Origin of the sequence: Nostoc sp. T09, from assembly GCF_002154695.1 — a bacterium.
Classification (GTDB): Bacteria; Cyanobacteriota; Cyanobacteriia; order Cyanobacteriales; family Nostocaceae; genus Aulosira.
Window position 1 is genome coordinate 1 of record NZ_MTAV01000006.1, and the last position, 24,152, is coordinate 24,152.

At 43.0% G+C, this 24,152-nt stretch carries 16 protein-coding genes and 1 pseudogene; 12 read left to right on the forward strand and 5 right to left on the reverse strand.

All coding sequences use genetic code 11. From position 1 onward, the window contains the following. Nucleotides 1–268 (reverse strand): hypothetical protein (locus BV372_RS37015; protein WP_143844949.1); only part of this gene is annotated, 268 nt, incomplete at its 3' end. Between the two features lie 394 nt (nucleotides 269–662). Here BV372_RS37015 and BV372_RS03095 point away from each other — a divergent pair. From BV372_RS03095 to BV372_RS03150, 10 genes and pseudogenes are all read left to right on the forward strand, one after another. Beyond that, nucleotides 663–1,373 carry an NYN domain-containing protein gene (locus tag BV372_RS03095; RefSeq protein WP_086683120.1) on the forward strand — a complete coding sequence of 237 codons (711 nt, stop codon included), beginning with the start codon at nucleotides 663–665 and terminating at the stop codon, nucleotides 1,371–1,373. A 210-nt stretch (nucleotides 1,374–1,583) separates the two neighbouring features. Next, on the forward strand, nucleotides 1,584–2,294 hold the full coding sequence (locus tag BV372_RS03100; RefSeq protein WP_086683122.1) for a response regulator: 711 nt from the start codon (nucleotides 1,584–1,586) through the stop codon (nucleotides 2,292–2,294). 2 nt (nucleotides 2,295–2,296) lie between these two features. Beyond that, the gene (locus tag BV372_RS03105) at nucleotides 2,297–3,412 is read left to right on the forward strand and encodes a cell wall metabolism sensor histidine kinase WalK (protein ID WP_086683124.1); all 1,116 of its coding nucleotides are present in this window, start codon (nucleotides 2,297–2,299) and stop codon (nucleotides 3,410–3,412) included. Between the two features lie 184 nt (nucleotides 3,413–3,596). Further along, nucleotides 3,597–3,944 (forward strand): hypothetical protein, encoded by a 348-nt coding sequence (locus tag BV372_RS03110; protein ID WP_086683126.1) that lies wholly within the window; start codon nucleotides 3,597–3,599, stop codon nucleotides 3,942–3,944. Then, nucleotides 3,931–5,949, forward strand: coding sequence for an ATP-binding protein (locus tag BV372_RS03115; RefSeq protein ID WP_086683128.1), 2,019 nt, complete (start codon nucleotides 3,931–3,933; stop codon nucleotides 5,947–5,949). The genes BV372_RS03110 and BV372_RS03115 overlap by 14 nt, the downstream gene beginning before the upstream one ends. A 10-nt stretch (nucleotides 5,950–5,959) precedes the next feature. Beyond that, nucleotides 5,960–9,346 carry a PAS domain S-box protein gene (locus tag BV372_RS03120; protein WP_086683130.1) on the forward strand — a complete coding sequence of 1,129 codons (3,387 nt, stop codon included), beginning with the start codon at nucleotides 5,960–5,962 and terminating at the stop codon, nucleotides 9,344–9,346. A gap of 63 nt (nucleotides 9,347–9,409) precedes the next feature. Continuing rightward, nucleotides 9,410–9,787, forward strand: coding sequence for a response regulator transcription factor (locus tag BV372_RS03125; protein WP_086683132.1), 378 nt, complete (start codon nucleotides 9,410–9,412; stop codon nucleotides 9,785–9,787). A 2,219-nt stretch (nucleotides 9,788–12,006) separates the two neighbouring features. Then, complete coding sequence (locus BV372_RS03140; protein WP_086683137.1) at nucleotides 12,007–12,447, forward strand: hypothetical protein; 441 nt, start codon at nucleotides 12,007–12,009, stop codon at nucleotides 12,445–12,447. A 135-nt stretch (nucleotides 12,448–12,582) separates the two neighbouring features. Continuing rightward, the gene (locus tag BV372_RS03145) at nucleotides 12,583–14,253 is read left to right on the forward strand and encodes an ABC transporter ATP-binding protein (protein ID WP_086683140.1); all 1,671 of its coding nucleotides are present in this window, start codon (nucleotides 12,583–12,585) and stop codon (nucleotides 14,251–14,253) included. 213 nt (nucleotides 14,254–14,466) lie between these two features. Beyond that, nucleotides 14,467–14,763, forward strand: a pseudogene (locus BV372_RS03150) (universal stress protein); the annotation flags it as partial. Nucleotides 14,764–14,982: 219 nt separating this feature from the next. Here the strand turns inward: BV372_RS03150 and BV372_RS03155 are convergent. Beyond that, the gene (locus tag BV372_RS03155; RefSeq protein ID WP_086683143.1) at nucleotides 14,983–15,327 is read right to left on the reverse strand and encodes a hypothetical protein; all 345 of its coding nucleotides are present in this window, start codon (nucleotides 15,325–15,327) and stop codon (nucleotides 14,983–14,985) included. Nucleotides 15,328–15,359: 32 nt separating this feature from the next. Here BV372_RS03155 and BV372_RS34990 point away from each other — a divergent pair, with 32 nt between their 5' ends. After that, on the forward strand, nucleotides 15,360–15,626 hold the full coding sequence (locus BV372_RS34990) for a hypothetical protein (RefSeq protein ID WP_143844951.1): 267 nt from the start codon (nucleotides 15,360–15,362) through the stop codon (nucleotides 15,624–15,626). Nucleotides 15,627–15,868: 242 nt separating this feature from the next. Here BV372_RS34990 and sppA read toward each other — a convergent pair whose 3' ends face one another. Together sppA and fni are read right to left on the reverse strand one after the other, a co-directional pair. Beyond that, nucleotides 15,869–17,704, reverse strand: coding sequence for a signal peptide peptidase SppA (sppA, locus tag BV372_RS03160; protein WP_086683146.1), 1,836 nt, complete (start codon nucleotides 17,702–17,704; stop codon nucleotides 15,869–15,871). A gap of 415 nt (nucleotides 17,705–18,119) precedes the next feature. Continuing rightward, a complete protein-coding gene (fni, locus tag BV372_RS03165) occupies nucleotides 18,120–19,169 on the reverse strand; it encodes a type 2 isopentenyl-diphosphate Delta-isomerase (RefSeq protein WP_086683149.1) in 1,050 nt (349 codons plus the stop codon). Between the two features lie 12 nt (nucleotides 19,170–19,181). Between fni and BV372_RS37370 the strand changes: the two genes are divergently transcribed. Continuing rightward, nucleotides 19,182–19,307, forward strand: coding sequence for a hypothetical protein (locus BV372_RS37370; RefSeq protein WP_256973075.1), 126 nt, complete (start codon nucleotides 19,182–19,184; stop codon nucleotides 19,305–19,307). A 34-nt stretch (nucleotides 19,308–19,341) separates the two neighbouring features. On the opposite strand, the gene BV372_RS03170 is transcribed toward BV372_RS37370, so the two are convergent. Continuing rightward, nucleotides 19,342–24,072, reverse strand: a complete 4,731-nt coding sequence (locus BV372_RS03170) for an ATP-binding protein (protein ID WP_086683152.1) — start codon at nucleotides 24,070–24,072, stop codon at nucleotides 19,342–19,344. Nucleotides 24,073–24,152 lie beyond the last annotated feature (80 nt).

Sequence of the window (24,152 nt, forward strand, 5' to 3'; positions counted from 1 at the left end):
TTGGTTTGTGTAGCCGCGAATTCCATTCGCCAGATGTTTCTTCCAAAGTGGGATGCTCCCAGGGCGTGTCATCAATTAAAGTGCTGACTACGAACGCCGATTCAGTAAGAAACTTCTTGGATAAGTCGATAAATACCACAATACAATTAATGAAGAAGAAAGAAGCAAAGTCTCCTTCTTTCTTTTTTTTGATACAGAGGTTTTCCTCCAGATTCAATACGATTTTATCTGTATTTATCTGGAGTTGAATTTTATTCTTGGTATACACAATTCACCTGTTCAATATACAAAAATCATTTTAAGTAAGCTTCTTTAAATATAGATGTACAATACAAATAAATGCCGATAGACCACTCAAGCGTTTACCCCAAAGGAATGTGAACGCATTGAATGCTGCATTTTCTGTGCAAAGCCAACAGTTAGCAGTATTGGGTTTATAGTGGTCTATTTAAATATATTGGGGATATTTCGATAAATCTGTCTCGATACCAGTCAAAAACTCAGGCTTTTCAATTTGAAATCTGCACAATCAACAGTAGTGCGGTTTATTAGCAGTAATTAACAGCATGGGATTTTTTGCTAGGCTAATAAATCAGCACAAAGTCTTTAGTGCTAATTTGCCCAATAACTCTTTGTGATCGAAAATCTAGAGGTATCAAACAATGGATATGAATACATTTACGAAAGAAAAAGATAAAGATAAACCCCTTAACGAGGTGACAGCTTGGCAAGGGCAACAGTTAATGAATCATAATAACGAATCAGAAGAAATTAAACAACAAGATTCTGCGGTATCAAGTTTACTTTTTCAAGGTATTCACCGTGGCAGAGTGGCTATTTTTATTGATGGAATAAACTTATTTCATGCAGCTTTGCAAATTGGTTTAGAAATTGATTATCTCAAATTACTTTGTTGTTTAACCGAAAATTCGCGGCTATTGCGTGCCTTTTTCTATACGGGAATTGATATCTCACGACCACCTGCTATTCGTCTACGTTCCCATGAAAAGCAACAAGGTTTTCTCTTCTGGATGCGTCGGAATGGCTATCGTGTAGTTACTAAAGAATTCCAACTTTCCGAGCATTATAAAAAACCTAATTTGAATGTAGAAATTGCTGTAGATATGATCAATTTATCTCCTTATTATGATACGGCGGTCTTAGTAAGTGGAGATGGAGATTTAGCTTATGCAGTGAATGCTGTTAGCAGCACAGGAGTCCGGGTAGAAGTTATCAGTTTACGGACAATAACCAGCGATAGCTTGATTGATGTAGCTGACTATTTTATTGACTTAGATAGCATTAAACAATACATCCAAAAGGATTCTAAGTTTGGCTACAATTATCGCACTCTATCAAATTCTGGTGTTTAAACTTCAATGCTATATTCATGAGATAGAGTACATAAATATCTTGAGAGTTAGTTATTACTAATTGCTCATTGGGTTGGTGTATACTCTGCAAGTAAAGTATTACAACTTACAAATAACTGTTAGTAGGCTACTGGCATACTATTAGCAAGTTTCTGGAGTAAAATTACAAGCCAGGAAATAACTCTGCGTATTCTGCTCCCCTTAATTGACATGGATATTTTAATTGTTGAGGATGAACCAGAAATTGCTCAATTAATCCAACTTTCTTTAGAAAAAGAAGGATTTATTTGCCGGATTAGCCGTGATGGTATAAATGCCTTGCGGATGTTTCAAGAGCTACCACCAGATTTAATCATTTTAGACTTAATGATCCCTGGTTTGGATGGGCTAGAGGTTTGTGCCAGAATTCGCCAGAAACCAGGTGCAAAAGACCCTTATATTTTGATGCTCACAGCTAAAGGTGAGGAAATCGATCGCGTGATTGGCTTATCCACTGGTGCTGATGATTACATGGTCAAGCCCTTCAGCCCTAGAGAATTAGTTGCGAGAGTGCGGGCCTTGTTACGGCGTAGTCTCCGCCAAGGTGGACAACATCAAGTTAATCGCAGCCAACACTTTATTGTAGATATAGACCAGCGCACTGCCAGTCGCCAGTTAGATTCTCAGCCACCAGAAATGTTGGACTTAACGACTTTAGAATTTAACTTGCTAAGTACCTTTGTGAGCAATCCTGGTCGAGTTTGGAACCGCACCCAACTAATTGACAAACTTTGGGGTGATAACTTTTTTGGTGATGAGCGCGTAGTTGATACTCACATAGCTAGGTTGCGTAAAAAAATTGAGCCTGATCCTGCTAATCCTACTTTTATTAAAACTGTGGTGGGAGTAGGCTATAAATTTGATGACTCAACTATGGCGTAAAGATTATGAAAAAAGGCTGGCGTTGGACAAAGTCCTTGCCTTTAGCATCGCGCCTATTATTCTCCCACTTGGTGGTGATGATAGTAGGGGTCTTTAGCCTGGTAATCATTAGTAAAATCTCTTCTCCCCGTTTCTTTGTGCTCCACTTAGAACGGCTAGAAAATGAAGGGTTGGATTTGATTGATATCCGCACTGAACTAGTACAAGGATTTGAGACCGCTTGGCAAAGAAGCACTCTCTGGTCGGTGATAGTTGGAACTACTGCTGCTGGCGGATTGAGTTACTGGGTATCGAAACGGATTATGCAGGGATTGACCGAGATGGAACAAATTACCCGACAGTTTGCGGCGGGTCATTTTGAAGCACGGCTCCCCATGTCTGATATTCCAGAAATTAACCAACTAGGTGCTAGTTTTAACCGCATGGCAGCCAGTATAGAAGGGGTGGAAGCGCGGCGACGGGAACTGATTGGAGACATGACCCATGAGTTACGAACACCTCTAACAGTTGTACGCGGTTACTTAGAGCAACTGGCTGATGGGGAAATTGAACCATCTCCTGATGTTTATCGACGGCTAGCAAAAGAAACTAAGCGCTTAGAGCGGTTAGTCAATGATTTGCAAGAACTATCTAAGGCAGAGGCTGGTTATTTAGCAATTAATATACAGCGCGTAAATTTACGCCCTTTGTTAGAGTCATTAGTAGAAAAATTTACAGACCAGTTATTAGAAGATGGCCCGGTTTTGCGTTTGGAATGTCCATCTTCATTGCCTTTTGTCTTGGCAGATTTGGATCGCACAGAACAGGTATTAGTGAATCTCCTTGGTAATGCCGTGCGTTACACTACCAAAGGCTCAATTACCATTCGTGTTTGGGCTGACTCATTCCAACTCTGGATTGTTGTTGTGGATACAGGTATTGGTATCGCTCCAGAAGAACTACCTCACGTATTTGAACGTTTTTGGCGTGCTGACTCATCCCGCGATCGCCATTCGGGGGGAACAGGTATTGGTTTAACTATTTCTAAGCGCTTAGTTGAACTACAAAGCGGTCAGATTCAAGTTGAAAGCCAGAAAGGATCGGGTAGTAAATTTCAATTTTCTTTGCCTTTGGCTTAATCGTTTGATCGCGTAACTGACCAATTTCGGATAAATTTTTGGCAAATTCGATTATCTATGCAGACAAGCAAGCTCTAACGCTGAATTTAAAGATTATTTGTTGCTGCTTAATTTTACCGTTACGCCCCCAAAGTTTCTGGGAAAACTAGTCTTAATTAATAAATTAGTATATTCCTAGACTTTTATGACAATTCCTCTGTTTTCCAGAGATGCTAGGCGAACGGATAGCTACGCTGAAGCAACTGTTCAGATTTCCGACTATCAAATCACTAAAGAAGTTGATTGGGCAGTTTGCAATTCTCACCAATTCCTTTTTGTCATCACACAGTCTACAGAAGCTTTTAATAGCGATCGCATGTCCCTAAAAAATGCACAGATCGATCAAAAGATAAGACAGCAACAAGTGCAAACAAAGATAATGTTCGCCTTAGAAAACTTAGTGGTAGGGGTAGCGGATGCAACTAATAACTCGATTAGTTTGAATCCGGTTATGCAACCTGCTCTAGATGAGGTGTTTCATGTCCGCAGTTAACCTCAGAAGGATTCTCAATAAAAAAGAATTGCCGTCTCTACTGCAAAATTTAGTCTCTCATCTCAACATCGCAATTAGTGTTGAACTGGTAGATGGTACGAAGCTGATCAGTATGGGACAGCAAACCTCAGGAAACCGCTATCCCATCGAGGTATCAGGAGAAATCATCGGTTGGGCTATTGGGGAAGAACAGGCAACTCTAGTAGCAGACTTGCTCTCATTTTTAGCAAAACAGGAAGCTGAAAAGAAAGAACTCGCTAAAGAACTACTGGAGAGATACCAGGAAATTGATTTGTTTGAGGATATTTCGACTCAACTGACAACAAGCTTGGATACACGACATATTGCCCAACTCGTGCTTCAGGAAATGAGTCAATTGATGGAATCGTCTGCGGGAATGATTCTACTCCTCAGTTCAGATGGAACTGCATTTGAAATCATTGGCGAATTTGGTCAGTTTTTTGACCAAAATCAGCCGGAACCAGGCAAGGGTATTATTGGCGACATTGTACAATCTGGCCGGGCAGAACTGGTCAATGATGTGCAAGCCGATCCGCGATTAAGAGGGCAGAAAAACATTAATGCTCTAATTTGTGTACCGTTAAGAGCAAAGGAGCGAGTACTGGGAGCGATCGCCATTGGAACGCCCAAAACTGATGCCTACAAGGCCGAACACCTCAAACTTGTAAGTATCTTTGCCTCGCAAACTGCGATCGCCATTGAAAAAGCTTTACTTTACGAGCAAAGCACTGATGCAACCGCCCAAGCAAAAGCCCAGACAGAAAAGCTTCAGCAAGCTCTGCATGATTTACAACTGGCACAAACCCAGTTAATTCAAAGTGAGAAAATGTCGAGTTTAGGGCAACTCATTGCCGGAGTTGCTCACGAAATCAACAACCCAGTGAATTTCATTTGCGGCAATTTAAAGTATGTTGCCGATTACTCCCAAGACTTGTTGCACCTGCTGCAAGAATATCAGAAATTTCTATCTGTGACTCCGCCAGATCTGGAATCAGAGCTAGACAGTATCGATTTGGAATTTATCATGGAGGATCTCCCCAAGCTGCTGGATTCGATGAAAGTAGGCAGCGATCGCATTGTGGAAATTGTCCAATCCCTGAAAAACTTCTCTCGCCATGATGAATCTCGAATGAAAGCAGTCAACATCCACGATGGCATCGATGGTACGTTGATGATTCTTCGCCATCGCCTGAAAGCAGCTATTCGCCGCCCGGAGATTGAAATCGTTAAAGACTATGCAGAACTTCCCCTAATTGAATGCTACCCGGGACAGTTGAATCAGGTGTTTATGAACATCTTGGTAAATGCTATTGATGCTTTAGAAGAGTCATCAGTTATTGGTGATTCGTCATTGGCAAACGAATCACCAATGACACTTCCGATGATTACCATTCGCACCGAAGTCCTCGACAACCAGCAGATTGTGATTCGGATTGCCGACAATGGTCCAGGGATGAAGGAGGAAGTAATCCGACGCATTTATGACCCTTTTTTCACCACAAAAGAAATTGGCAAAGGAACCGGGTTAGGCATGGCAATTAGCCACCAAATTGTTGTGGAAAAACACCAAGGAGTTCTTAAGTGTCGTTCTCAACTAGGTAAAGGCACAGAATTCTGGATTCAGATTCCGGTGAATTGTTCAATGGTGGAAGCTGTTGAAGAGCAGAGTAGTACGATTTCTGCCCCTGCGTTCCCCAAAGGGGTTGTCGAAGACATCGCTCCGCCAATTTCCACAACTGAGTCATCTCCCACTCCCGATGCAGACGGCTTCATTCCCTCAACAACTCCCATGCTCAAACCGACGGAGTTGCTACTGCGCCATACTCAACTGCTGCGACGACTTTCGCAGCAGAATCCAGAGGTTAGCACTGCATCACCCGCTCAAATTTACTACATGTTCCAACGCCACCCAATTTCTTTAAAACTTTACGCCACCTTATTGTCCTGGTTCTGTTGCCCTCACCCTAGCCAACTACACCACTAAGGAAATCATCATGTCTAGCCAAGAGGAATACAATCGTCAGCTATTGGAAAAATGCCCCGTTGGTCTGGTACTTTGCCGGATAGATGGAACGCTGATTGACATCAACCCCGCCTATGCTGCGATTTTGGGGCGTACTGTCCCGGAATCCCTAAATCTTAGTTACTGGCAGATGACTTCTGAAAATTATACAGTCAAGCAAGCCATACTCGAGAACCTAGAACGGACTGGTCGCTACGGGCCTTATGAGCAAGAATACATTCACAAAGACGGGCATTTAGTTCCAGTTAGGGTCTCCGGACAGATAATTGAGCAGGATGGGCAAAAACTGATCTGGTCAAGTGTCGAGGACATCAGCGACCTCAGACGTGCTCAACTAGAGCACCAACACTCCGAAAAAATTTTAAAACAGAGCGAAGCAAGATACCGCTCTCTGATCAAAACTAACACGCAAATTATCTGGGTTAGCACACCAGAAGGAATTTGCTTTGAACTTAAAGACTGGATAGCCTACACAGGGCAAACTTTAGCTGAAGCTGAGAACGGAGGCTGGATTGAGGCCGTTCATCCCGATGATCGTGGCTATACCGGAGAAGCTTGGAGTATTGCTGTAGCAAACCTGAGCCAATATCAAATCGAATACCGAATTCGTGGCAAGGATGGCAACTATCGCTACTTTTGGGTATGGGGTGCCCCTGTCATCGAAGAAGATGGCAGCGTTCGGGAGTGGATTGGCACCTGTACTGATATTCAAGATCGCAAGCTAGCAGAAGCTGAGAATCAGCGACTTAAAGAACGATATCGCTCTTTAGTGACTGCCACATCACAAATTGTCTGGGGGGCTACTCCCGAAGGATTGGGGATCAGCAGTGAAATGCTCACCTGGATCGCCTACACAGGTCAGACTGAAGAGGAAGTTGCTGGTTGGGGCTGGATCGATCCGATTCACCCTGACGATCGTCCCCATTCCTTTGAAGCCTGGAGTACGGCTGTAGCTAATCGAAGTATCTATGAAACCGAATATCGGCTACGTGGCAAAGATGGCACCTACCGCTACTTCTCGGTTTGTGGTGCCCCCGTTTTGGAAGAAGATGGCAGCATCCGCGAGTGGATTGGCACCTGTACTGATATTCACGAACGGCTAGCCGCGCTACGCGAACGCAAGTTGGCAGAAGCCGAAAATCAACGTTTATTAGATATGTTGAATCATTGCAGCGATGCCATCATTGTGCGTGACATGAGCGACAAAATTTTGTACTGGAATCAAGGTGCTGAAAGGCTCTACAGTTGGATGCGTGAAGAAGTTAAAGACCAATACATTTACAAATTTATCAAAAAAACCTTTCCCAAACCGAAGGAATTAATCGTAGCTGAGTTATTAGAACAAGGAAATTGGGAAGGAGAAGTACAACACCTCACCCATGATGGCATACAGATTACTGTACAGAGCCGCTGGACATTGCAACGAGACATCGATGGTCAGCCCAGCGCCATACTGGAAATCAATACTGATATTACTGCCCGTAAACAAGCAGAAATCGCTCTACGCCAACTAAATCAAGAACTGGAAGCCAGAGTTGCAGAACGAACTGCTGCTCTGCAAAATACTCTGGCAGAAGCGCAGGGTTTAAATGCTATTTTGGATAACTTAGCGGATGGTCTATTGGTGACAGATATCACCGGACAAATCACTCACTTCAATCCTGCCTTTATAGCTATGCATGGATTGACAGCCACCGCCATCAACGGGCATTACCGAGAACTGCCGATATCCGGTTTAGCCAATCTGATTGAACAAACCCAGTCTCATCCCCAAGAGGTGTTCGCTGCCGAAATTGCACTGGCAAAGGAACGTATTGGTCAGGCAGTAGCGACCGCTATCTTCAAGAAAGCGGTAGAGAACGAACCCGCCGCTTGCTTCGGTTCGGCGTTATTAATTCGGGATATAACGGCGGAAAAGGAAGTTGACAAGATGAAGACCGATTTCATTTCCACAGTTTCCCACGAACTGCGAACACCGCTAACTTCTGTCCTCGGTTTTGCCTCCATTATTAAAGAAAAGCTAGAAACTGATGTGTTTCCCATAATTTCTACCGAAGACCGCAAGCTTCAGAAAACGATCAAGCGGGTGGGTGATAATCTCACCATTATTGTGTCAGAAGCAGAACGGCTGACATCTTTGATTAACGATGTTTTAGACATCGCCAAGATGGAAGCAGGTAAGGTGGAATGGCAGATGCAACCCCTCGATCCCACCGAGTTACTGGATTGGGCAACCACTTCCACATCGGCGTTGTTTGAAACTAATGGCTTGCAGTTGGTCAGCGAGATTGAACCTGGACTGCCGCAAATAGTAGGCGATCGCAACCGTCTGTTGCAAGTCTTGATCAACTTGATTTCTAATGCCGTTAAGTTTACCAAATCTGGTTCTGTTACCTGTCGCATCAAACAAAGGAATGATGGTGTTTGCATCAGTGTCATCGACACAGGTATAGGCATTGCACCTGAAGACCAGCCCAAAGTGTTCGAGAAATTCCGTCAAGTTGGCGATACTCTTACCGACAAACCCAAAGGCACAGGCTTAGGATTGCCCATCTGCAAACAAATTGTCGATCATCATGGCGGTAGAATCTGGGTGGAGAGTGAACCAGGCAAAGGCAGCACATTCTCGTTCCTCATTCCCACCTACACCAGTGATCGCAAAGCCAGTACCAATCTGAATCTGGATGCGTTAGTCAAACAACTCAAAGAACACGTCATCACCACAAACACTGTACTGAACGAAAACCGTAAAACTATTCTGGTAGTTGATGATGATGTCAATATTCGGGAACTGCTCCGTCAACAACTGGAAAACGAAGGCTATAACGTTCGGGAAGCAAAAGACGGTATGGATGCAATTCATCAAATCAAAACAAACCGTCCAGATTTAATTCTCCTGGATGTGATGATGCCCCAAATCAACGGCTTCGACGTAGCAGCAGTCCTTAAAAACGATCCTCATACCGCAGATATTCCGATCATTATTCTGTCAATTATTGAAAATAAGGAACGGGGCTATCACATTGGTATCGATCGCTATCTCACCAAGCCCATCAACACAGAGCAACTCCGCAATGAAATTGGCTCACTGCTTTCTCAGGGTACTTCTAGTAAAAAGGTATTGGTTGTAGATAAAAATGCATCAACATTAAAAACCATATCGGATGTACTGCAAACTCAAGGATATAGCGTAATTGAAGCCTCCAATCCCCAGGAATGCATTAATAAAGCCCTCTCAGCCAAACCTGACATGATCATCATCGATTCTATCTTTTCTCAAGAAGCCGACTTGGTGAAAACTCTCAGGTTTGAGAAGGAGTTGGAGAATGTATTCTTTATTATGCTGTCCGATCGCTAATCTTTTGGGTACTAGAACAGAATTATTCTCATCCCTAATCCAAAATCCAAAATCCAAAATTGTATGACTCAGAAAATTCTGATTGTTGATGATGAACCAAATATCGTGACTTTGATGGAACAAGCTCTAGAAGCATTAGAAGATGAGGGAGTTGAACTCTTAACTGCCAGAAATGGAGAAGAAGCTCTTGAAACTATTAAAACTGAAAAACCAAACCTGGTTTTTCTCGATGTGATGATGCCTAAAATGAATGGTCTAGAAGTTTGCCAGACCGTTAAACACGGCCTGCAAATGACGGACGTTTACATCGTGATGTTAACAGCTAAGGGACAGGAATTTGATAAACAAAAAGGAATTGATGTTGGTGCGGATCTATATCTGACTAAACCATTTCGCCCAAAGGAAGTACTAGAAAAATCAATGCAGGTGTTGGGCTTTTGAAAGAGCTTCTGTTGGGACTTACAGCATAATAAAAATGCTAGAATCCAGAATTCAGAAGTAAAACAGGCTTGATGCTTGGGTTCGTGGTTGATGCTCTGTACTTAACTAACTTGAAATTCGCTGTAAAAAATGGGCGATCGCTCTTACACCCAAAATCAGCTGTTAGTTACCGAAGTCCCTCTGTTAAGAGCATTAGGGTAGAAGGATTGGCGGTTTTTTCCAAAATCAAAAATAGGCACCATGAGCTTAGTAGGATAGACTACCACAAATGCATTTGTGCAGTTTGCCTAGCTGATGACTCGTACAAATTGATACACATACAATAGATTGACACAAGGTAGTCATGGCTGTGTCATATCCAATTGCTAGCTTAAAAATCAGAAAAATATAGTTTTCCTAATGAATACTGAAATATGAAGGATAGTTTCACACTGAACTCTGATTCTGAGCTTAGTATAAGCCTGCTTTGCCTTGTAAGCAGCGGCTCTTGAGCGGACATATCACTGTAAATAATCACAGTCTTACACTATGTCTGTGTTCACCATGACACCAAATAACAGACAGACATTGCGTAATTGCTATACAAATACAAAAAACTAATTATTGATATGTCTACTTTTATCTTGGCTGCATTTTTGGTTAGCTTAGTAACTGTCTCTGGTTGTGCTGCGATCGCCTACCTCTTCCCTGACAATAATTCCCCAGACTAAGTAAATACACTGTGCAAGTACCAAAGAATTTATATACTTTTGAAACTAATTTCTACTAACTATGACCAGCTGCGATGGAGATGTCTATCAATATCTACTGTGCGGCAATTCCAACTCCTGATATCGGAGTGATATTTATTTGATTAAGTGAAATTACTAGTTTGCATATTTTCTGACTTAGCTTAATATTTATTTTATTGAGAAATATCTTTTTAATATCAGATTATAAAAACTAATACTTGTCTTTTTACTAGATGAGCGTTTCACCTTCAGGTCGCTATAAGGTAAGTAACAGGCTAATTAGGGATTTAGGATAACGAGCTATAGTAGCGTATTCTATCTATATGAAATCCGCTTATCGGTAACTAGTACCGCTACGCGAAATTAGTAATTTTTGATTTATAATTGCCTGTTCGTAAGGGTTTCAGACATTTTCAATGGATAATTTACTTACGCCTTGCTGTACTAGCTGAAGGAGTGTTTGCAGTGAGTCAGATACAATTAGCTGTAGTTATCAGTTACCTACTTATCTCGTGCTATTTTTTTGGTAGTTGGTTTGTATTTTCCCTTCGTCATCCTACCTCTTCTCCAGAAGATAAACTTTTATCTTTTGTAATGTTTTTGATTACTACTGTCTTCTGGCCGTTGATGATTCCCATATCTTGTTTAGAAATGCTAAAACAACGAAAAATGGAGTTGAGTACAGTGATTCCTCTGCTCTTAGCAATGTTCGCTTTTAGCATCTCATACTATTTGGGGGATAGATATTAGGTAAAATTGGCTTGAGCGATGAGAGATGAGTCAAGAAACAAAATACTGCAAGTATGTATAAGTATTGCATTAGCCGGATAAAGCTGGAATTAAGAGAAGATTAAACTATTATCTATCTCTTAAAAGCTTGTTGCAGTTCGCAGCAGTTTAATTGAGATCTAAAGCACTATAGTGTAGGCGATCGCAATTATTTTGTATTGTTTCTTTATATCAATTTTAAGTGAATAATATTTAAGAAAGACTAACTTAATTTATCTAAAAATAAGTTTTATATTACCTATTGTATAAAAATAAATTAACCCTTAGGATATTGACTGTCTTAGCAGTGATTGCAATGGCAAAATATTTAACATGGAGGCTAAATTTTGGAAGCACAATGGGGATTTAATGCCTTATCTAAATTTATTCAAGTTGAGATTTGGCTATTTCTTGTAGGCTTGATGTCCTCTATTTTTTTTCTCATAATCAAAAAGAAAATAAATCTGAGAGGATTATTGTATGACAAGACAGGTAATCACAAATATAGTCCAGAGCGATTGCAGCTATTGATATTTAGTTTGATATTCGTTGTTTACTACCTATTTGACGTTAGACATAACTTGAATTTATGCAAAGCTCCCAATGTTCCTTGTAGCCTGCCAAGAATCCGAACAGAATTTCTGTTTGCATTAGGAGGAAGTAACTTTGCTTATCTTTGGGCTAAGTTATCTTCAATTCTTAAAGAACGGAGGTCAGAGCGTGCTTAACATTAACGATATTTTTGTAATCCTGGCGCTGGTTATCGGTTGTGCTATTACTATTTTTGTGGCAGTTTTAGAAATATTCATTCTCATATTTATTTGGGAAGGGACTTGGAATTACAAGCCTGATAAGAGAAGAGGAATTAATCTTGATATGTTGATTAGTGAAAGCTCAGGTGATGCAAGCCTGGCACGCTTTCAACTGTTAATATTTACCTTTGTCATTTCAATGAGTTTAGTATTGATTATTACCAGTAATAAACCACCAGCGTTTCCAACCGCTATTCCAGATCAGATTTTGGGATTACTGGGTATCAGCAGTACTTCCTATGTATTGGGTAAAGCTCTGCAAACTCAAGTCAAAGCTCCTCCCATCGAGCCACCAGCAACTGAACCACCACCACTCCCACCAGAACAACACTCCGATCCTTATTCTTAGTCTTGGCGAGTCAAATAAACCAACAATTCCTGTATTAAGCAGGAGTATCAGTCCTGAAACTAATTTTGCTAATCTGCTAGACTAGCCTAAATTTGCAATTATAAAAACTAGTAGCTCAGGGCTGATAATTAATATATGAGTGAAGCCTTATTTAGTGTCGAAAATTTACGAGTTGCCTATCCTCAACCTAGTGGAGAAGAACTCACTTGGGCAGTTGACGATGTATTTTTCACACTGCAAGCAGGTGAAAGGATGGGATTGGTAGGAGAGTCAGGTTGTGGTAAATCAACCTTAGGACGCGCTGTTATGCGTTTGCTGCCGTCATCTAGCCGGATTGAAGGTCTAGTGACATTTCAGGGACAGAAAGTGTTTGATTTAACACCCCAGCAGATGCGGAAATTTCGTGGGGAAGTAGTGGCGCTGATTTTCCAAGATCCGATGACACGCCTCGATCCGTTGATGACCATTGGCAACCATTGTCTAGAAACACTTCAGGCACACTCACCAGAATTATCAGCACGACAAGCGAAAGAAAAAGCGATCGCCACTTTAGAAAAGGTGAAGATTCCTGCTAGTCGGTGGAACCAGTATCCCCATGAATTTAGCGGTGGAATGCGACAACGAGTTGCAATCGCCTTGGCTTTACTTCTCAACCCGAAGTTAATTGTTGCGGATGAACCAACTACCAGCTTAGATGTTACTGTTTCCGCCCAAATATTGCAGGAATTAACGCGTCTATGCGGTGAAGAAAACATGGGGTTGCTGTTGATCTCCCATGATTTGGCGATGGTTGCAGAGTACTGCGATCGCATTGGTGTAATGTACAAAGGCAAAATGGTAGAAATGGGTTCTACCCAATCAGTATTTCGCCAACCTCAACATGAATACACGCGATCGCTTTTACAAGCAGCGTTGCATATTCAAGCAGTAGATGAGAGTGGAGAATTAATCCTTGCCAATGATGGACAACACAATTTACCAAACCCTAAAGAACAATCGCCAATTTTGCGACTTACTGAACTCAAGCAGCATTACACAATAGAACCAAACTTTATTGAACGACTATTTAAAGGGCAAAGTCAGACAATTAAAGCCGTAGATGGTATTGACTTGGATCTGTATCCTGGAGAAATTCTCGGATTAGTGGGAGAATCAGGCTGTGGCAAAAGTACCCTTTCACGGACTATTTTGCAATTAATTCGTCCTACTGCTGGCAAAGTTGAGTTTTTGGGACAGGAATTAACTACTTTGTCACGCCAAGAAATTCGCTCTTCACGACGACAAATGCAGATGGTGTTTCAAGATCCCCACGCTTGTCTCAATCCAGCAATGACAGTCGGGCAAAGTATAGGCGATCCTTTATTAATTCACAATCTTGCCGATGCTGCTAAAGCAAAGGAAGAGGTATTGTCGATGTTGCAAAAAGTGGGTTTAACACCGCCAGAAATTTATTATCAGCGCTATCCTTCAGATTTATCTGGTGGACAACAGCAACGAGTAGCGATCGCCCGTGCTTTAATTACCCGTCCTAAACTGTTAATCTGCGATGAACCCGTGAGTATGTTAGATGCCAGCGTGCAGTCGCAAGTACTAGATTTAATGTTGCAATTAAAAGAAGAATTTGAGTTGACGTATTTGTTTATTACTCACGATCTCTGGTTAGCAAGATTTTTGTGCGATCGCATTGCAGTCATGAATGGGGGCAAAATTGTGGAACTTGGCCCCACAAAACGAATTTTTGTCAATCCTCAGCACCCTTACACAAAAACTCTACTAGCTGCTGCTCCCTTACTAGCACGAGCTTAGTCAATCAATTTTGAATTTGAGAACACACCACACAATCATCTATTTCTATTTTTATTCTGTATAAAGTTGTAGTTGTAGGGTGGGCAATGCCCACCATATCCGAGTTTTTGTGGGTAATGCCTACCCTTCAAGATGTTTTCATACCAATCGCAAAACTTACACACTTTTGTTAACGGATAGGGCTTCGGTTTTAATTGGTTCTTTGCTTGCTTAGTAGTACTTTTACATGTGAGCGATCGCAAAACACCCGCAAACTTGGTAGAAAAATTTGCCTCTCAATTGTCTGATATTGCTGCTAAAAGCCAGTTACAAGTTAAAACAAATATTCAGACAATTAAGGATGATGATATTGCTAGAGCGATCATTCAGGAAGCTCAGAAATTTGATTTAGCAGTGTTACGTTCTGTTCGTTATCGTACCGCAGGCGGATTAGCTGTTAGCCATGTGACAAACCAGGTAATTAGAGAATTGAAATGCTCAATTGTGTTGCTGGGCGAGCCTCACTCGTAATCAAGCAGTCAACGCAAGTAAGAAGAAGCCCTGAGTACCAACTGCTGAGTATTTAATCTGGATTACCAATTAATCGCTCTGGTAAATTGCGATCGCTTTTGGCTCAGTTGATGAGGACATAAACCGCAATCGCTCTACAAAATATTCATAGGTAGTCAGAAGCAAGGTGGAGTAGTTTCTGACTAGCTGAAAAAAAGGTGGATTTTTCTAATGATGAATCTATCCGGCGCTTTCGTCTAAATTCAGTTGCTCTTGCCAAGGTGAGGAAGGTAGTTGAACCAGCGATTTTACAGAACAGTTCTCCAGAAATATGGGAATTCGTCCACAGTTAGGACATTTCAACCCATCATCCTGCTGATTGTCAACTTTATTTTTTGGCCGAGGTTTTGAATTTTGCGGTGTCAAAAAAATCACTTCAATAGATAGCGCAGTCAAGCAGTTGCGACATTCACAAATCAATGTCTGCCCTATGTCGCTAGTTTGAGAGACTTTGAGGTGTTGAGTTGTATAAAATTTTTCCGGTTCTTCAGGCAAAAATTGCTCTTCGTCAAACTTGTTAGGCATGGTTTGGTTCTGGTTGCTTTAAGAGCATTTAGTTGAACTTTGAGGTGCTGGCACTACAGCATTTAACCTACAGTAAATCATTTTTTGGCGATCGCATCACTTGTTGTAAGATAGCTCACTTTTGGCTTCGACAGGTTACCTTCTCGCCGAGCAATGCAGCTAACAGCCCTACCAACCCCGCCGATAATGCAACTACATTTTTTCTCATCAGGCGATCGCTCTCAACAGCATCTAGCTTATTTGAATACACCTGTATCTTGATGTTTTACAAAATTAAACCCCTTTTTTACCACTGGTGATAAGCGATCGCATCTCAAGATAAAATACTCAAAGCCTAGCTATGCACTAATTTTAAAAATGTCGAAAAGTTTTTGCCAACTTGTGGAATCTAGGTTTTAACTTAATTTTCTGCCTAAAACGATAATTTGTGTGTCCCTCTCCGCATCGAAGAGGGGTTGGGGAAAGGTTCGTTGAACTTACCTAAATACAAATTTTTACAACCGAGTAATTTGCATAATTACAACAGGCAAGATCCCAACGCCTACTCAATTTTGAGGTTAAAGGGTAAGCGTGCGTAAACTCCTTGGGGATCGTTCATCTTTTGCAGCACTGCTAATTCCTGTTGCAGTTTTTGGAATTCAGCTGTGAGGGGATTAGATGGTTTGATTTCTGTTCCTTTGATCCCTAAAAGACTCCGCGTCTGTTCAGTTGCTTTGCCAAAAAAGCGCTCTTCAAAGCTGCTAGTTTGAGGATACTCTTTTACTTGCCAATCTTTTCCCAGCTTTGCTTGTTTAGCAGCATATTCTATAGCAGTACTCAAACCGCCAATTTCATCTACTAAACCAATTGCTTTGGCGGCTGTACCTGACCAAACTCTTCCTTGGGCAATCTCTGCAACTTTGGTTTCTGGGAGTTTGCGACCTTGAGATACTTTATTGAGAAACATATTGTAAATCCGATTAACACTACGCTGGTAAAGTGCTAACTCTTGGGGTGATTTTGGGCGAGAAACGGTTTGACTGTCAGCATAGCGTCCAGTTTTCACCGAATCCCAGGTAACACCATTATCGTTTGCTAACTTTTGACCGTTGAATAATAACCCAAATACACCAATAGAACCTGTAATTGTATTTGGTTCAGCAAAAATTCGGTTGGAGTCGCTAGAAATCCAGTAACCACCAGAGGCGGCGACATCTCCCATTGAAACTACAACTGGTTTTACTGCACGAGTGAGTCGTACTTCTCGTTGCATCACCTCAGCGGCTGTAGCGCTACCACCAGGACTGTTAACTCGCAAAATTACAGCCTTGACATTATCATCTTGTCGCAGTTTGCTGAAGATTTTAGCAAAGCGATCGCCTCCTATTTCGCCATCGTCGCCTTTGCCATCAACAATCTCGCCTTCAGCATAAACAACAGCTATTTGATTTTTTGATTTGCGTTCTACATCCAGGGATTTACCGGAAACTTGGGCGTAGTCGCTCAAGCTAATTTGGCGGAAGGTTTTATCATCTTTATCGCTAGCGGTTAACTTTTTCAGGTCACTAACCACCTCATCAACATAAGCTACCCGATCTACCAAACCGCTAGATTTTGCTTCTGGTGCTTCCAACACTGCTTGATTATCTGCGATCGCCTGCAACTTATCTGCGCCAATTTTGCGACTTGCTCCCACAGATGTGCGCCACTCTGCCCAAACATCATCTAACAATTTCTGCGTTTGTTCGCGGTTCTCTGGACTCAACTTTGTCAGGATAAACGGTTCGACTGCGCCTTTAAATTTTCCGACTCGCACAACCTGCACACCAATACCATATTTCTGCAATGCACCTGCCAAAAACATTGGTTGCGAACTTAAACCGTTGACTTCCATCATCCCCAGAGGATTGAGTACAACAGTATCTGCTACTGAACTGAGATAATATTCCCGTTCGTCCCAGTCCTTACCATAGGCTACAACCTTTTTCCCCGCAGCGCGAAACTTCTCTATTGCTTGCCGAATTTCTTTGATGGATGCATACCCTGCGCTGTTAGTTGTATTGGTGCGTGTTGCATCCAGATAAATACCCACAATTCGGGGATCGCGCCGCGCCTTTTCCAATGTATTCAGAACATTGCGGAGTGCCATTCTGTTTTCATCAACACCTGATAATGCCTTCTGAAAGAAGTCAGCAGACTGAGGTTCGCCATCGGTGATGTTCATTGATAAGTCAAACACCACAACGGACTTATCTTTTACTTCTGGCCCCGTATCTTTGGATGTAGCGGCCGCAAATAACAGCAATAATAGTCCAGTAGCTCCAATACCGCTGAAAATAATCAGTCCTAGTAAGCTGCCTAGTAAGCTGGCAAAAGTTTGTTGAAAAAAATTACGCATTTTAGTTAATAGTTAATAGTCAACAAAAAGGGAACAGGGAAGAGGTGAAGCAGTGCGGTCTTGGGGGTTTCCCCCATGAGCAACTGCTGAACCCGAAGGGGAACAGGAAACAGGGGATAGAAAATACACCAATTAAGGTTATTGAGGTAAAAGTTCCCCGCTTCTATTAGCGATAAGTTCAGGTGAGGTAAAAATCCCCTTCTGACATACCTCTGTGTTCCCTGTTGCTCGTTAATAGTTCCTTTGTTAATAGTCAGTCATTATTCGTGAGCAATCAGACTTTTGATGTTTTTGATATTTTTAGCTAATTTCTCATACTTCACGCCCCAATAGCCGAAAGCCTTTATATATTTCAGCTACGAAAATTTTCTGTTTCACCTAGCAAATTTGATTCTGTTTGTTAAACAATTAATAACTATTGTATGCGTTGTAAACTTCCAGAATGCTTTAATTGTTCTAAAGTTGCGTTACCAGTACAGAATAAAACTGTAGTGATTTCTGCAATTAATACCTCAACCAAATCAACAAGTGCTGCTTCCGATACCACTGCTGCTTGCAGAAATGGCATAGCTAAACCAGCGATATCTGCTCCCAAGGCGATCGCCATTGCTACATCCAGTCCATGACGCAACCCGCCTGAGGCAATTAACGGCACAGTCGGTGCGATCGCTCGAATAGTTGTAATACACTCTGCTGTTGGTAAACCCCAATCAGCAAACGTCTTCCCCAAACGGCGTTGCAAGTCATTATCCGCACGTTCGCTTTCTACTTTTGCCCAAGAAGTTCCTCCCGCACCCGCCACATCAATCGCCGTTACCCCAGCTGCAAGTAGTTTCTTTGCCATTACAGAGGAAATCCCATTTCCTACTTCCTTAGCAATTACTGGCACTGGTAATTTACAGCACAATTTATAAATCTTGTCAAGTAAACCCCTAAAATTAGTATCACCTTTAGATTGAATACATTCTTGTAAAGGGTTGAGATGCAAAATCAAGGCATCAGCTTCTAGAATCTCAACTACTCGCAGACATTCATCTAAACCATACTTATAGTTAAGCTGCACAGCACCCAAATTGGCTAATAAAAGAACATCGGGGGCATACTTGCGGATAGCAAAGGTATCAGCTACCTGGGGTTTTTCCACTGCTACGCGCTGAGAACCAACGCCCATTGCAATTTTATAGTCTTGGGCAACCTGCGCCAAACGCTGATTAATGATTCCTGCTTGTTCAGTACCCCCAGTCATGGAAGAGATTAACAAAGGTGCGCCTAGGCGTTTTGCCAAAAAATTTGTACTGATATCTATATCATTGCGATCTAGTTCTGGTAAGCAACAATGGGTGAAACGATAGCGCTCTAGTCCATTGGTTATTTGGTGACATTGAACATCTTCCTCTAGACAGATGCGAATATGCTCGGCTTTACGAGACTGGGTTTGTGCTGAGATGCTGTTGGGGATGTTCACTGGTATGTAGGAATGAAAGCGGTTGCGATCGCTATTGTTACAGGTTCAGGGATTCTGGGAAACGGTATATATCAGGTATTGGGTGTTGGGCATTGCGATGAGTTTCTATTTGAGGTTGGGTGTGGCATTGCTCAGTAAAACCCGGATATGGTGGGCAGTGCCTATCCTATTATCAATTTTTACCTACTAAGTCAGTAATGGCTTCAACAAGTCTAACAGGATCGACTGGTTTGGAAATATGCTTTTGAAAGCCTGCGGTAAGCGCTTGCTGATAGTCAATTTCTCCGGCATAAGCTGTCAGAGCGATCGCGCTAATCTGTCCTCCTTGTTCTGGCGGCAGAGATCTCACCTGTCGCATTAACATATATCCATCCATTTCTGGCATTCCAATATCGCTCAACAGTATGTCTGGCTGGAACTGAGTAAAAGCGCTGAGTGCCTCGTTAGCGGAGGCGACTGCTGTGATAGTTGCGCCATGCTGTTCTAGCAAGAAGGCAATAAATTCTCGTGTATCTGTGTCGTCATCCACGACTAAAATTTTTACATCCTTTAAATCTCGGGATGGCTGAGATTGTTGGGGATCTTGATGGGTCTGAGATTGATTGTGCATGAGTGGCAATCTCACCGTAAAGGTTGCACCCCGATCGACGCCTAGACTTTCTGCTTGGACTGTTCCACCATGCAATTCGACTAACTGACGGACGATCGCCAGTCCCAACCCCAACCCCCCAAATTTACGGGTTGTGGCTGCATCTGCCTGACGAAAGTAGTCAAATACATAGGGGAGGAAATCAGGCTCGATCCCCTTACCTGTATCGCTGACGGTAATTTGAGCAACAGAGCCAATTTGTTCGAGTCGAATGTCTACCCGCCCCCCTTCTGGCGTAAATTTGACGGCGTTGGAGAGGAGATTCCAGATTACTTGCTGCAATCGATTGGCATCACCGGAAACTTGCCTGATATTTGCTGCCAATGTCGTCTGTATTTGAATTGACTTGGCTTCAGCAGCCAGTCGCACCGTGTCCATTGCTGCTTTAATTGTCGAAACCAAATTCACAGGGCAGACATTGAGGTTAAGTTTACCTCGTAGAATCCGGGAAATATCCAGCAGGTCATCAATGAGATCGGCTTGTAATTTGGCATTGCGTTCAATCACAGCCAAGGCTTGATTCGTCTTGGCGGCATCCAGTTTTTGGGTTTGTAGTAACTTTGACCAGCCTAAGATGGGGTTAAGTGGCGATCGCAACTCGTGAGACAGTACTGCTAAAAATTCATCTTTGATACGATTTGCTTGCTGAGATGCTTCGTAGAGCCGAACATTGTCAATTGCTGAGGCTGCCATCTGAGCCAGTTGTACCAAAATCGCTTCGTCTTCTGCGGTGAATTCGCCCTCATATTTATCAGAAAGCTGAATCAAACCAAGATTTTTACCATTACGGCTGGTGAGAGGTACAGCTAGCCAACCACGCATTGGGGGATGTTTAGCTGCGGCCTTACTAAATTTGCACCAATTAGGATGTGCTTCTAGTTCAGCTTGAGTCAACCGCATCGGCTTTTGTGTGCGGCAAATTAACGTATAAATCCCTGAGCTATCAGGGTTCTCGTTGTAGTTGCGCCACTGGGCATATTTATCTGAAAGCGAGACTGTATGAATTCCTTGGGTCCAGTCATCATCAACCGTCATACTGGTGACGGACTGGTGTGCACCAATAATATCGCGGGTTTGGTCTGTAATTATTCGCAGTCTTTCGTTTAGTGATAGCGTCGAGTTGATACTCAGGGATGCCTCAGTCAACTTTTGTAACCGGGTTGTCTGCTGCTGCTCGCGCAAGAGTAACCTAGCACGTTCTGCCTCACTGCGTTTCCGTTCAGTGATATCCAGCACGATCGCGATCGTGGACTGGGGTTTGCCTAATGTATCACAGATGGCTGCTACACTACTGCTCACCCATACTAGGGAACCATCTTTGCGGATGTAACGTTTTTCGATTGTGAAGTCATTTCCTGACGTAGCCAAGCTGTGAAAAAGCTCTCTTTGCAAAGGCAAATCATCGGGATGAATAATTTCTTCTAGGTGCTTTTGGAATAATTCTGAGTTTGAATAGGCAACTATGTCGCAATACTGCTGGTTCACCAGGAGGAACCGACCTGTTAAATCTGTTTGCGCAATGCCCACTGCTGCTTGGTTGACGATCGCCCGGAATCGCTCCTCACTGGCACTGAGTGCTTCCTCTGCTCGTTTGCGTGCCGTAATGTCTCGAAAATAAACGGCAACACCGTCTGGGGATGGGTAAGCGTGGATTTCTAGCCACTTACCCATCGGTTGAACAAACTCTTCAAAGACAACGGAAACCTTGTCTTTAACAGCATAGTGAAGTTTCTGGTAGCCCAAACTTCCTACTAATTCGGGAAACACTTCTTGCCATACCTGCTTACCGAGCAATTCTTCCCGGGATTTTTGCAATAGTCTTGTAGCTTGTTCATTAAAGTAGGTGTAGCGCCACTGGCGATCGAAGGCTACAAAAGCATCGGTAATACTTTCTAAAATGTTGCTGATTTGACTGCGGGCTGCTTCTGTTTGAATTCGTAAGTCTTGCTCCCGCCGCACTGCTTCTTGACGCATCTGAGCCATCTTCAGATTTGCCTCGACCCGAGCCAGCAACTCCCTTGCCGAAAACGGCTTGATTAGATAATCGTCGGCTCCTGCTTCTAGTCCTTCAATACGGGAATCTTCTCCAGCACGGGCAGAAAGTAGAATAATCGGCATTTGTCTGGTATTAGGGTCAGCCCGTAGCTCCTGTAACAAACCTAAACCATCTAGCCTAGGCATCATAATATCAGTCAGTACGAGATCGGGCAGATGCTGACGCACAGCAGTTAAAGCTGCTAACCCATCCGATACCACCTCTACCTCATACCCTTGAGTTAACAGCAAGCGCTGCACATATTCGCGCATATCAGCGTTATCGTCAGCCAGCAGGATACGGGCAGTGGAAGACGCCGAGACAGGGAGGCTGGGAGACGCAAAGAAAGTATTAAAAACATTCCCCGTGTCCCCATATGCCTGCGTCCCCGTGTCCTCTTGAGGTAGCCAGCGCAACGCTTCTTCGATGTAGGCAGCTGCATCTATTGCAGTTGATGCCAATGGACGAATTGTCTTAATGCGAGCGCTTGGTAAATGAGCCGACCCTGTAGGAATTGATACTTTAAAGCTACTACCTTGGTTGACAATACTGGTGACTTTGATAGTACCGCCATGCAGTTGCACTAGTTCTTGAACTAAGGAAAGACCAATTCCCGATCCTTCATAAGTCCGTCCCTTAGCCCCCTGTACCCGATGAAACCGCTCAAACAAATGGGGTATTTCTTCAGGGGGAATACCTGTACCTGTATCTCGCACCTCCAGTTCAACATCTTTACTGCCATAACGCAAGGCAACGGTGATATCTCCCGCAAAAGTGAACTTAAAAGCGTTAGAAAGCAAGTTCAGAACAATTTTTTCCCACATTTCCCGGTCTACATACACGGGTTCAGGTACTGGGGGGCAGTCTACCACAAGGCGCATACCTGCCCGTTCGATGGCGGATCTAAATACTCCTGCCAAGTCTGTTGTCAACATTGCCAAGTCTGTTGGTTCATAGACCGCTTGGACGCGACCTGCCTCAATCCGGGAAAAGTCCAGCAGTGTATTAACCAGCTTCAGCAACCGCAGGGAGTTACGATGTACAATTTCCAGTTGTTCGCGATCGCTTGGTAAGGGCCCAGAAGAATCGGCTAGGATATCCTCCAAGGGGCCGAGCATCAAGGTGAGCGGAGTACGGAATTCGTGGCTGACATTGCTAAAGAAAACAGTTTTTGCTCGATCTAGTTCTGCTAATGCTTCACTGCGCTTGCGCTCTTCTTCGTATGCTTGGGCGTTGGCAATGCTAGCTCCAATCTGAGATGAAACTAAATCGATAAATCTTTGATAGTTGTCATCAAAGATCCTAAACGGGTTCAAGCCAGCAATCAAGATACCAGCTTTTCCTGTCTGTCCCGATGGTGCGATCGGTACAGCCACCGCTTGGTGCGGAGGACGCTTCCAAGCGCCTGTTGGCAGGTTGGCAAAAGACGCTTCCAAATTAGAAACCAGGCATGGCTTCTGGGTTTTGATGATTTCCGCAAAGGGCCAAACTGAATCGGCATCAATATCGACTTTTTGCGGAACTGCTGCATTGTCTGGTTCGATACCGCAAGTCCCAGTTAACAAAACGCACTGTTGATCTGGATCGACCAGATAAATCATCGCAAAAGGTAGATCGTAAGGGTTAGTTACCAAACAACTCGCACTTAAAGAGCAGGCTGTATCAAATGTGCGCGCGTCTGCTGTCCTAGCCGCTAATTCCCGCAGTAGTGCCAACTGACGTTCGCTAATAATTCGCTGCGTGTCGTCTGAGTTGGCACAAATAATGCCACCTGTACCGCCTTGATCGTTAGGAACTGGGCTATATGAAAATGTATAATATGTTTCCTCTGGGTAGCCGTTGCGCTCCATGATTAATAGCAGCGCTTCATCGTAAGTGCCCTCATTCTGCAACAGCGCTGATTCTGCACGCGGTCCAACCTGATCCCAAATTTCCCGCCACACATAGGCAGCTGGCTGTCCTAGGGCAGAAGGATGTTTGCCACCAACAATCGCTTTGTAAGCGTCATTGTAAAGGTTAATGAGTTCTGAACCCCACCAGACAAACATCGGTTGGCGGGATGTCAACATAATTCGCACGCAAGTCTTGAGGCTCTGCGGCCATGCTGATACTGGACCCAAAGACGTTTGTGACCAATCGAAAGATTGCATGAGCATTCCCATTTCTCCACCACCAGCAAAAATGTCTTCGATGGTAGTGGCTTTCTTCTCTTGAGTCACAAGTCTCAACTCCTCATGCTCGAAAATATTTATTTTGCAGATCCTGAGTGCGATCGCTCATTGGTATAGTAACCCTTAAA

What these genes read in the sequence shown, in the direction of transcription:
- BV372_RS03145 (WP_086683140.1), top strand. Translation starts at nt 12,583, where the DNA reads ATGAGTGAAGCCTTATTTAGTGTCGAAAATTTACGAGTTGCCTATCCT.
- BV372_RS03110 (WP_086683126.1), top strand. Translation starts at nt 3,597, where the DNA reads ATGACAATTCCTCTGTTTTCCAGAGATGCTAGGCGAACGGATAGCTAC.
- BV372_RS37370 (WP_256973075.1), top strand. Translation starts at nt 19,182, where the DNA reads ATGAAAGCGGTTGCGATCGCTATTGTTACAGGTTCAGGGATTCTGGGA.
- sppA (WP_086683146.1), bottom strand. Translation starts at nt 17,704, where the DNA reads ATGCGTAATTTTTTTCAACAAACTTTTGCCAGCTTACTAGGCAGCTTA.
- BV372_RS03120 (WP_086683130.1), top strand. Translation starts at nt 5,960, where the DNA reads ATGTCTAGCCAAGAGGAATACAATCGTCAGCTATTGGAAAAATGCCCC.
- BV372_RS03115 (WP_086683128.1), top strand. Translation starts at nt 3,931, where the DNA reads ATGTCCGCAGTTAACCTCAGAAGGATTCTCAATAAAAAAGAATTGCCG.
- BV372_RS03125 (WP_086683132.1), top strand. Translation starts at nt 9,410, where the DNA reads ATGACTCAGAAAATTCTGATTGTTGATGATGAACCAAATATCGTGACT.
- BV372_RS03100 (WP_086683122.1), top strand. Translation starts at nt 1,584, where the DNA reads ATGGATATTTTAATTGTTGAGGATGAACCAGAAATTGCTCAATTAATC.
- BV372_RS03155 (WP_086683143.1), bottom strand. Translation starts at nt 15,327, where the DNA reads ATGCCTAACAAGTTTGACGAAGAGCAATTTTTGCCTGAAGAACCGGAA.
- BV372_RS03095 (WP_086683120.1), top strand. Translation starts at nt 663, where the DNA reads ATGGATATGAATACATTTACGAAAGAAAAAGATAAAGATAAACCCCTT.